General features: G+C 51.2%; 7 protein-coding genes and 1 pseudogene. 3 read left to right on the top strand and 5 right to left on the bottom strand.

The window, feature by feature from the left end:
• Positions 1-540: 540 nt before the first annotated feature.
• The 3 genes from DBO31_RS05595 (at position 541) to DBO31_RS05585 (ending at position 4,414) form a co-directional block, all read left to right on the top strand.
• Positions 541-1,752, top strand: a complete 1,212-nt coding sequence (locus DBO31_RS05595) for a DUF819 domain-containing protein (RefSeq protein WP_150824653.1) — start codon at positions 541-543, stop codon at positions 1,750-1,752.
• 158 nt (positions 1,753-1,910) lie between these two features.
• Complete coding sequence (locus DBO31_RS05590; protein WP_150824652.1) at positions 1,911-2,816, top strand: polyphosphate kinase 2 family protein; 906 nt, start codon at positions 1,911-1,913, stop codon at positions 2,814-2,816.
• Between the two features lie 239 nt (positions 2,817-3,055).
• The gene (locus DBO31_RS05585; protein WP_059076321.1) at positions 3,056-4,414 is read left to right on the top strand and encodes an acetyl-CoA hydrolase/transferase family protein; all 1,359 of its coding nucleotides are present in this window, start codon (positions 3,056-3,058) and stop codon (positions 4,412-4,414) included.
• An 85-nt stretch (positions 4,415-4,499) separates the two neighbouring features.
• Here the strand turns inward: DBO31_RS05585 and ilvD are convergent, their stop codons facing one another.
• From ilvD to DBO31_RS05560, 5 genes and pseudogenes are all read right to left on the bottom strand, one after another.
• Positions 4,500-6,152: a dihydroxy-acid dehydratase gene (ilvD, locus tag DBO31_RS05580; RefSeq protein WP_150824651.1), complete on the bottom strand. Its 1,653-nt coding sequence runs from the start codon at positions 6,150-6,152 to the stop codon at positions 4,500-4,502.
• A 47-nt stretch (positions 6,153-6,199) separates the two neighbouring features.
• Positions 6,200-7,459, bottom strand: a complete 1,260-nt coding sequence (locus DBO31_RS05575) for an ATP-binding protein (protein WP_075581761.1) — start codon at positions 7,457-7,459, stop codon at positions 6,200-6,202.
• Positions 7,460-7,471: 12 nt separating this feature from the next.
• Positions 7,472-7,978, bottom strand: coding sequence for an acetolactate synthase small subunit (ilvN, locus tag DBO31_RS05570; protein WP_150824650.1), 507 nt, complete (start codon positions 7,976-7,978; stop codon positions 7,472-7,474).
• Positions 7,975-9,675, bottom strand: a complete 1,701-nt coding sequence (gene ilvB / locus DBO31_RS05565) for a biosynthetic-type acetolactate synthase large subunit (protein ID WP_059076325.1) — start codon at positions 9,673-9,675, stop codon at positions 7,975-7,977. Before ilvB ends, ilvN begins: the two co-directional genes overlap by 4 nt.
• Before the next feature lie 21 nt (positions 9,676-9,696).
• Positions 9,697-9,877 (bottom strand): annotated as a pseudogene (locus DBO31_RS05560) (ketol-acid reductoisomerase); the annotation flags it as partial.

Below are 9,877 nucleotides of genomic sequence, written 5' to 3'. Positions count from 1 at the left end.
ATCTGGCCCTCCAGACGGATACAGTCAGCCTGTATCAGCATTTCCAGGCCAATACAGATGCCTTCCACGCAGAATAAGACTATAGGTGCACACATATAAAAATGGGACTGTCTTCATGAGCTGACCCCCAATTGTTAGACCTAACATCTAACGATTGGGGGTCAGCTCATAACTGAGTCCCTTTTTTAGAAGAGGCTATTATGTTATAGCCCCAAGGTCTAACTTTTTGGGGTCACATCATCGGGCAGTCCCATTTTTTTATATAGTGGTTTGCCGGTGTGATACCGGTGACGTCCTTCTCCAGATTAGGCAATCTATGGTATGATAGGATAGTACAGGAGAGGAGGATGGCTGTGAATATGATGCAGATGGGGATGCTGGTCGTCGTGGCTTTTGTCATTTTTGTCATACTGGCATCCATGGGCGTGATACATTAATATGCTAGGCAAATGAAAGAATAAAGGGTAGATAATTGGCGGAAATCGGGTATAATTTACCTATACCTATGGTGGTAACAATTATCGGTAAGGGGGATTTTGTATGGCAACTTTGGTGAGTGCGCAGAATACGTGGATGCTCATGACGATTATGTGTGGAGCCGTAGCGGTTTCCATCTATCTGGAACAAAAATATACCTGGGCTTCCCGGATTTCCGGTGCCGTCATCGCGCTGGTCATGGCCTTGGTTCTGGTTAATACGGGGATTATTCCTACGAGTGCGCCCCTTTATGACGATGTCGTCTGGGGCTATGCTGTGCCACTGGCTATCCCGCTCCTTCTGCTGCAGGCAAATCTGCAGAAAATATGGAGGGAAACGGGACGGCTGCTCTTTATTTTTTTGATCGGGTCTGTCGGTACGGTCTGTGGAGCCGTCCTGGGAACCTGGCTGTTGGGGCCGTTCGTACCGGGACTCCCCAAAGTCGCGGCCATGATGACCGGTTCGTATATTGGCGGCGGCGTGAATTTTACGGCCCTGGCCGATGCATTCAAGGCTGGCGGTACTCTCGTTTCTTCGGCGACAGTTGCCGATAATCTCAATATGGCAGTCTATTTCCTGGTACTGCTGGCTATTGCCGGCAATGCCTTTTTCCGCCGGGGCTATACACATCCCCATATTGATGCCGTATTGCAGAACGGCGTATCGGAAGAAGGAAAGACGCTGGCTGCGGCCTACTGGGGGAGAAAAGATATTTCCCTCAAGGATATTGCCATTGATCTGGCCTACGCAGTCATTGTCGTAACGATTTCCAAACTGATTGCGGCAGGACTGGCCGGTATCATTCCAAAGGGAAACTGGTTCCTCGATATGTGCAATACCTTCTTTGGCAGTCAGTATGTGTGGATTACGGTCATTTCCATGGTGTATGCGACGTTTTTTGCCAAAAAGGCAGCTACTATGCATGGCGCTCAGGAAGTGGGTACTTATTTCATCTATCTCTTTTTCTTTGTTATCGGTGTGCCCGCATCGATTATGGAAATCCTGCGTAATGCACCGCTGTTGTTTGTCTTCTGTTTCCTCATGGTTGTCATCAATATGGCTTTCTGCTTTATCGGTGGCAAATTGTTCCATTTCGATCTGGAAGATATCATTCTGGCATCCAATGCCAATATCGGCGGGCCGACGACGGCTGCCGGTATGGCTATTTCCCAGGGGTGGACCCGGCTGGTCGGTCCTTCCATGCTGGTAGGTACCTTCGGCTACGTCATTGGCACCTACCTGGGTATTATCGTCGGCAGTTTGCTGGGAGCCTGATTACGAAAAATTTGTTAAAACGGAGTTGTACTAAGATGAACGTCAGTTTATTTTCGTACGGCTCCGTTTTTGTTATATGAGATTGACAAAAATGAACACTTTTTCTTGCTCATGAGGTATAATAAACATATATACAGTGAATAAGGAGGCGCGGATTCATGAATATTGAACGATATCGTGTCAAAGAAGGTGAAAAGGTAGACCTCAGCCAGTATGCCACGGCGTGTGACGTAGACATTGACAAGAAAAAGGTAAAAAAAGAGTGGATGCCCCGCGTGATGGAAGAACTGAACGGATGGCAGGAAAAGCTGTATGCCGATAACCATTATGGAGTCCTCATTGTATTGCAGGCTATGGATGCGGCAGGAAAAGATGGTACGGTCAAACATGTCTTTGCCCAGCTGGATCCGGCAGGTGTACATGTGACCAGTTTCAAACAGCCCAGTGCCGAAGAAAAAGATCACGACTATATGTGGCGGATTAATAAAGCCCTGCCCAGCCGCGGTGAAATAGGTATATTTAATCGTTCCCACTATGAAGATGTCGTCGTGACTCATATCCACAACCTGATCAAGAGTGACGGCATGCCGGAAAAATTGATTGGCAAGGATATATGGGAACGCCGCTACCGCCAGATTAGGGACTGGGAACGGTATTTGGCGGAAAATGGATTTCCTATGGTCAAGATTTTCCTTCACGTGTCCAAGGATGAACAGAAAAAACGCCTCATAGACCGGATCGTGACTAAACAGAAGAACTGGAAATTTTCCATGTCCGATATCAACGAACGGAAATATTGGAACCGCTACCAGAAAATATACGGGGAAGTCCTGGGTGCAACATCGACTAAGTATGCGCCGTGGTATATTGTACCGGCTGATGATAAATGGTATACCCGGTACGTTGTAGCTCAGATTGTCCTGGAAAAGCTGCGGGCTATCAAACCGGATTTTCCCAAACTGGCGCCGGATGTGGAAAAACAGCTGGCACAATTCCGCATGCTGCTCAAGGAAGTCAACCTGGACGATCTTAAAAATATCAAGACTATTATTGAAAAGAAATAAAATAGTAGTCATGACAGAAATACGAAATAATCATGTATACAAGATGTTTTTCTCATGAGTAAAGCGTTTGACCTTGACTTATTTTTCACAAATTTCGTATAATAAAAAAGAACAAAACTTCTTTATTTATCTTAATAAATTTATGGGTAACAGGAACCTGATACCGCTGGACAGGGATGCATCGGCGGATTTATCCGGCATGACCGGACGGGTTTTTGCATAAGGAGGTAACAACAGATATGTACAAACTTTCACAAATTGCAGAAGAGTACCAAAAGAAACTCGTGACGCCGCAGGAAGCGGCAGCTGTCGTCAAAAGCGGAGACCGTGTATCGTACGGCCTTGGCTGTTCGGCACCGTATGATACGGATAAAGCGCTGGCCGACCATATCAATAAGGATGGCTTGAAAGATGTGGAAATCATCGATGCGACGCTGATTCAGGATCATCCGTTCTTTACCTATACGGAAACGGAATCCAACGATCAGGTCCGTTTCGTATCGGGCCATTTCAATGGATTCGACCGCAAGATGAATAAAGCCGGCCGCTGCTGGTTCATGCCGCTCCTCTTTAATGAACTGCCGAAATACTGGAGCCATAAAAAAGTGGATGTCGCCATTTTCCAGGTACATCCGATGGATAAATGGGGCAACTTCAATCTGGGGCCTCAGGTAGCCGATTTAAGGGGCATTCTCAAATCGGCGGATAAGGTCATCGTAGAAGTCAATCAGAAAATGCCGAAGGCGCTGGGCTATGAAACGGAACTGAATATTGCCGATGTCGATTTCATCGTCGAAGGGTCCAACCCGGATATGCCGATTGTCCCGAATAAACCGTCGACCCCGGTCGATGATAAAATTGCCAGCTTCGTCGTACCGATGATCAAAGATGGCAGTACGCTGCAGCTCGGTATCGGCGGGATTCCGTCCGCTATTGGCCATAAACTGGCAGAATCGGATGTCAAAGACCTGAGCGGTCATACGGAAATGCTGGTAGATCCCTATGTCGAATTGTACGAAGCCGGGAAAATTACCGGTAAAAAGAATCGCGACAGAGGTAAAATCATGTATACCTTCGCCGGTGGCACACAGCGTCTGTATGATTTTATCGATGACAACCAGATCGTGTTCAATGCACCGGTCAACTATGTCAACAATATCAATGTCGTTGCCAGCATTGACAACTTTGTTTCTATCAACAGCTGCATCAACCTTGACCTTTATGGTCAGGTCTGCGCCGAATCGGCAGGTTACCGCCATATCAGTGGTACCGGCGGTGCGCTGGACTTCGCACAGGGAGCCTATCTTTCCGAAGGTGGCCAGGGCTTCATCTGCGTCCATTCGACGCGTAAACTGAAAGATGGCAGTCTGGAATCGCTGATCCGCCCGACTCTGACTCCGGGATCTGTCGTCACGACACCGCGTTCGGCCGTTCACTACATCGTTACCGAATACGGCGTAGCCCTCCTCAAAGGCCAGTCCACATGGCAGCGGGCAGAAGCGCTGATTAATATTGCTCATCCTGATTTCCGGGAAGAACTCATTAAAGAAGCAGAAAAAATGGGCATCTGGACGAAGACGAGCAAGACAGAATACTGATCCTGATACGGATATTTGCATAAAGACGGGGCCGCATCCCATGGGTATACACTCATGGGATGCGGCCCCGCTTTTTGTTTCTCTTTTATTTCAGTACGGCACCCGTATTGGCCGATGTGACCAGCCGGGCATAACGGGACAGGTAGCCTGTTTTGACTTTCGGTTCCGGTTGTTTCCAGGCCGCTTTGCGGGCGGCCAGTTCTTCATCGCTGACGCAGAGTTCCAGCTTGCGTTGTGGGATGTCGATGGAAATGATATCCCCGTCGTGGATGAGGGCGATAGGGCCGCCTTCCATGGCTTCCGGTGAAATATGGCCGATGCAGGCTCCGCGACTGGCACCGCTGAAACGGCCGTCTGTCAGAAGGGCGACTTTAAGCCCCATGCCGGTGATGACGGCTGTCGGGTTGAGCATTTCTCTCATGCCCGGCCCGCCCTTAGGCCCTTCATAGCGGATGACGACCACATCTCCTTCGTGGATTTTACCGCCGATGATGGCTTCGATGGCATCTTCTTCGGCATCAAAACAGCGTGCCGTTCCTTTGTAGACGAGGAGATCCCGGACTACGGCGCTTTCCTTGATGACCGAGCCGTCGGGAGCCAGATTACCCGTCAGGATAGCGATGCCGCCTTTATGCATATAGGCGTTTTCCACACCGTGGATGACTTCATGGTTCAGGATTTCTGCATGTTCGATGCGGCTGGCAATGGTGCCGGTGACCGTCTGCGCTCCCGTATGGATGAGTCCCAGTTTGGTCAGTTCCTTCATGACGGCGCTGATACCGCCGGCTTCATCCAGGTCCTGCATATGGTACGTACCGCCCGGGCTCATCTTCGTGATATAAGCTGATTTACGGCTGATTTCATCGAACACGCGGAGCGGCAGGTCTACACCCGCTTCGTGGGCGATGGCGGGCAGGTGGAGCGCCGTGTTGGTCGAACCGCCAATGGCCATATCGACGGCAATGGCATTTTCAAAAGCTTCGCGGGTCATAATGTCGCGGGGGCGTATATCGCGGCGCACGAGATCCATGATGACTTCGCCGGCTTTTTTGGCCAGCATGCGGCGCCGTCCGAAATAGGCAGCCGGAATCGTGCCGTTGCCGGGAAGACCCATGCCCAGTACTTCTGTAAGGCAGTTCATGGTATTGGCTGTGAACAGACCGGCACAGGAGCCACAACCCGGGCAGGCCCGTTCTTCCATGTCTTCCAGCTCGTCTGGCGTAATCTGGCCCGATTCCACTTTACCGGCGGCTTCGAACATGGTGCTGACGCTGATATCGCGTCCCTGGTAACGGCCAGCCAGCATAGGTCCTCCGCTGACGACGACGGCAGGAATATTCAGGCGGCCGGCAGCCATGAGCATAGCCGGTACGATTTTATCGCAGTTGGGAATGAGGACCAATCCGTCGAAGGCGTGAGCGGTGGCTACGGCTTCGATGGAATCACAAATCAGTTCACGGCTGGATAGGGAAAATTTCATGCCGTCATGGCCCATGGCGATGCCATCACAGACGCCGATGGCGGGAAATTCAATCGGCGTGCCTCCGGCCGCGGCTACGCCGAGTTTGACGGCCTGGGCGATTTCCCGGAGATGGATATGGCCGGGGATGATTTCGTTAAACGCGTTAACGACGCCGATCAGCGGTTTGGACAAGTCTTCATTGGAATAGCCCATGGCATGGAATAACGTACGATGAGCCGTACGGGTACTGCCTTTTTTTACGATATCACTACGCATAAGGTACCTCCTTTATGAGTATATGCATTATATCTAATATATGATAGTCAGGCATTGCGTGTCGCAGCCTGTTTTAGTCCTTGCTGTCCCAGATACCAGGTGACGAACTGATGGGCGATGCGGCCGTTGCGTCCGGAATGCTCGTGCTCCCAGCGTACGCCGAGAATCCGCAGTGTTTCTTTATCGAGAGAAATGCCGGATTTTTCCAGTTCATGGCCAATCATAGCCAGATATTCGTCCTGGGTGGGCTGGGTATAATGCAGGATGAGGCCGAACCGGTCTGACAGGGAGATAGATTCGTTGGCACTGTCCTGCATGTAGATATCATCGATCTGGTCGCTGCGGTCCTGCCAGGATTCCCGCAGGAGATGGCGGCGGTTGCTGGTCGCGTAAATGAGGACATTGTCCGGCTGGGGTGTCACACCGCCGTCGATGACCGATTTCAGGTATTTGTACTCCGTTTCCCCTTCGTCAAAGGACAAGTCGTCGAAAAAGAGGATGAATTTCAGATTTTTACTGGCACATAACCGTTCCATAACGGCTGACAGCTGCGATAACTGGCCACGGGCAATTTGTACCAGGCGCAGTCCACTGTCCCGGTAACGGCTTACCAGTGCTTTGACGGCGGTCGATTTGCCTGTGCCGCGTGCCCCTGCAAGGAGTACGTTGTTGGCCCGGTGACCGGCGATAAATGCCTGTGTGTTGGCCAGCAGCTTTTCTTTCTGCCGCTGGTAGGCAATGAGGTCGTCCCAGTCATATACGGGAAAATCGCGGATTCCCGTAAGGCGGCCTGATGAAGAAAGGCGGAATGCCGTAAACCGGGCCAGAGAACCACTGCCATGGGTCTTATAATGGTCTAACAGTATCTGTGCTGCCCATCCGGGAGATTCTGCCTGTATGAGTGCTTTCATCAGATCATCCCGTTCATGAGAGCGGATTGGGACAGCCGGCACATAGGAAGACAGAAAGTCACGACCGGTGAGTTCCCGTGTATCGATGCGCAGCCAGGGCAGTAATACAGCCATATCCGAGGCCAGGGCCGCCATGAGGCCGGGGCCGTACGTACCATTCTGTTCCAGCGTCCGCGAGGCCGTATTGTCGCCCCAGATGAGCTGATAGGTCAGATAGGCTGGCAGCAGGTTTCCTGAAAGTCCCAGTTGTTCAGCTTTTTCAATGAGCTGGGCAGCCAGACGGGATTGCAGGCTCTCTGATTCCGGGGATTGCTGCAGGGACTGCAGTGTCTGGATGAGAGAATCTGTCAGCAGGTCACGACAGACGAGGAGCTGTTGCAAATCGGGACAAATCATAATGTCTCCTTCCTACGTTTCCATATGCTTGACCGCATCTTTTCCGCGTGACAGGCTGATAGAACCAGTGCGGGCGATTTCCAGTATTTCATAATACTGCAGCATATTCAGCATGGCATCGATATGATCCTCCCGGCCGGCGAGACGGAAAATCAGGGATTGTTTGTCCACGTCTACGATTTTGGCATGGAACAGTTCCGCCAGATTACTCAGTTCAATCCGGTCTTTCGCCGTGATGTACCGGATTTTAATCAGGGCCAGGTCATAGCTGACGAATGGCTTGTCATCGAGAATGACGATTGTGATGACATTGATTAGTTTGGCCAGCTGGTTGACGGCCTGATCCAGTTCCCAGTGATCTTTTACTTCTACGATGATATTGATGCGCGTAATATCGGCGTCTTCGGTATAGCCGGCATTGATAGCTTCGATGTTGATGCCACGGCGGCTGATGAGGCCGGCGACATGGGTCAGGACGCCAGGTTTATTATCTACGAGCAGAGCCAGATGTTGTCTCATGTACGGCTGCCTCCTTCCAGAATCATTTCGTTCAGACGTTTACCGCCGGGTACCATGGGATAGACGTTTTCATCGGCGGGGATGCGGACTTCCAGAAGAGCCGGTCCCGGAACGGACAGGAATTTTTCTATGGCTTCATCCAACGTATCCGGCGTTGTGGCCGTAAAGCCGGGAACTCCCATGGCTTCTGAAATAGCGGGAATGCGGTTTCCTTTTTTCAGGAGAGATGCTGCGTAGCGGCGGTGATAAAACATGCGCTGCCACTGGTTTACCATGCCTAGGACACTGTTGCAGAGAACGACGGTCTTGACAGCAATGCCGTTATCGGCCAGCGTGGCAAATTCCTGACAATTCATCATGATGCTGCCATCGCCGCTCAACAGGAGAACCGTCTGCCCGGGACAGGCGAGTTTGGCTCCCATGGCAGCCGGGAGTCCGTATCCCATCGTTCCCAGCCCGCCGGAAGTAATGAAATGGCGGGGCTTTTCCGTGTCGTAAAACTGGGCGGCCCACATCTGGTGCTGGCCTACGTCAGTGACGACAATGGTATCATCATCCAGACGCTGGTTCAGTTTTTTAATCAGCACTTCTGGGGAAATTTGATTTTCCAGATGTCGGCAGGCAAATGGATGATCTTTCTTCATTGCCAGAACGTGATTGCGCCATTCCTGATATTGTTTTTTGTACGGTGTCCGCCCTTGTTGCACCTGATTGGCCAGCAGTGGCAGGGACCAGCGGAGATCGCCGCCGACACTAATATCAGCGTGGACGATTTTATTGATTTCCACCTTATCGATATCGAAATGGACAATCCGGGCATTTGGCGCAAAATTTTCGGCATCGCCGGTCACGCGGTCGTCGAAACGGCTGCCGATGGCCAGCAGCAGGTCGCATTCCATGACGGCCATGTTAGCTGCATATGATCCGTGCATACCGACCATTCCCAGGTGATTGGCATAGCTGTCTGGTACGGCTCCTTTGCCCATCAGCGTCGTGATGACCGGAATCTGCGTTTTTTCTACAAAGGAACGCAGATAGCCGGACGTATTGGAAAGGATGACGCCACCACCGGCCAGAAGCAGCGGCTTGTGTGCGGCAGCCAGTGCTTCTACGGCCTGGGTGACATGGTCTTCCTGACCGATATAGCGGCCGCTGTACCCCCGCAGATGGACCGTTTTAGGATATTTGAAATTCAGTGTAGCATCGAATACATCTTTAGCGATATCGATCAGGACAGGACCAGGCCGGCCCGTCGAGGCGATGTAAAAGGCTTCTTTCAGGATATGAGGCAATTCTTCCACGTCTTTTATCAAGTAATTATGCTTGGTAATCGGCGTCGTTATGCCGGAAATGTCGGCTTCCTGGAAGGAATCACGGCCAATCAGGCTGGTGGTGACCTGACCACTGATGATGACCAGCGGAACGGAATCCATGTTGGCTGTCGCAATGCCCGTAACCATGTTGCAGACACCGGGACCAGAAGTAGCAAAGCAGACTCCTGTTTTTCCCGTCGCCCGGGCATAGCCATCGGCTGCATGGATAGCACCTTGTTCATGACCGGTAAGAATATGTGGAAATTCTGCCTTATATAATTCATCGTATAACGTCAGTACGGTGCCGCCGGGATAACCGAATACGACAGACACGCCTTCTTTTTTCAGGCATTCGATAATTGCCTGTGCACCATTGATGTTCATTGCCCCATCCCCTCTTTCGTATTATTCTGGTTTTTCTTCGTTCAGCCAGGACATCATCTTGCGCAGTTTGGCACCGACTTCTTCAATCGGATGTTCGGCGTGCTGACGGCGCATAGCCAGGAAATGGGCCCGGCCGGCAGCCTTGTTTTCCAGGAGCCAGTCTTTGGCAAAGGTCCCGTCCTGGATATCGTGCAGTACGTCT

This window comes from Megasphaera sp. DJF_B143, assembly GCF_900320625.1.
In the GTDB taxonomy this organism is placed as follows: Bacteria; Bacillota; Negativicutes; order Veillonellales; family Megasphaeraceae; genus Megasphaera; species Megasphaera hexanoica.
The sequence above is the reverse complement of the archived record's forward strand: the minus strand, read 5'-3'. Positions and strand labels throughout refer to the sequence as shown.

Coding starts and splice junctions, on each gene's coding strand:
- DBO31_RS05595 (WP_150824653.1), top strand. CDS start 541: ATGGCAACTTTGGTGAGTGCGCAGAATACGTGGATGCTCATGACGATT.
- DBO31_RS05590 (WP_150824652.1), top strand. CDS start 1,911: ATGAATATTGAACGATATCGTGTCAAAGAAGGTGAAAAGGTAGACCTC.
- DBO31_RS05585 (WP_059076321.1), top strand. CDS start 3,056: ATGTACAAACTTTCACAAATTGCAGAAGAGTACCAAAAGAAACTCGTG.
- ilvD (WP_150824651.1), bottom strand. CDS start 6,152: ATGCGTAGTGATATCGTAAAAAAAGGCAGTACCCGTACGGCTCATCGT.
- DBO31_RS05575 (WP_075581761.1), bottom strand. CDS start 7,459: ATGATTTGTCCCGATTTGCAACAGCTCCTCGTCTGTCGTGACCTGCTG.
- ilvN (WP_150824650.1), bottom strand. CDS start 7,978: ATGAGACAACATCTGGCTCTGCTCGTAGATAATAAACCTGGCGTCCTG.
- ilvB (WP_059076325.1), bottom strand. CDS start 9,675: ATGAACATCAATGGTGCACAGGCAATTATCGAATGCCTGAAAAAAGAA.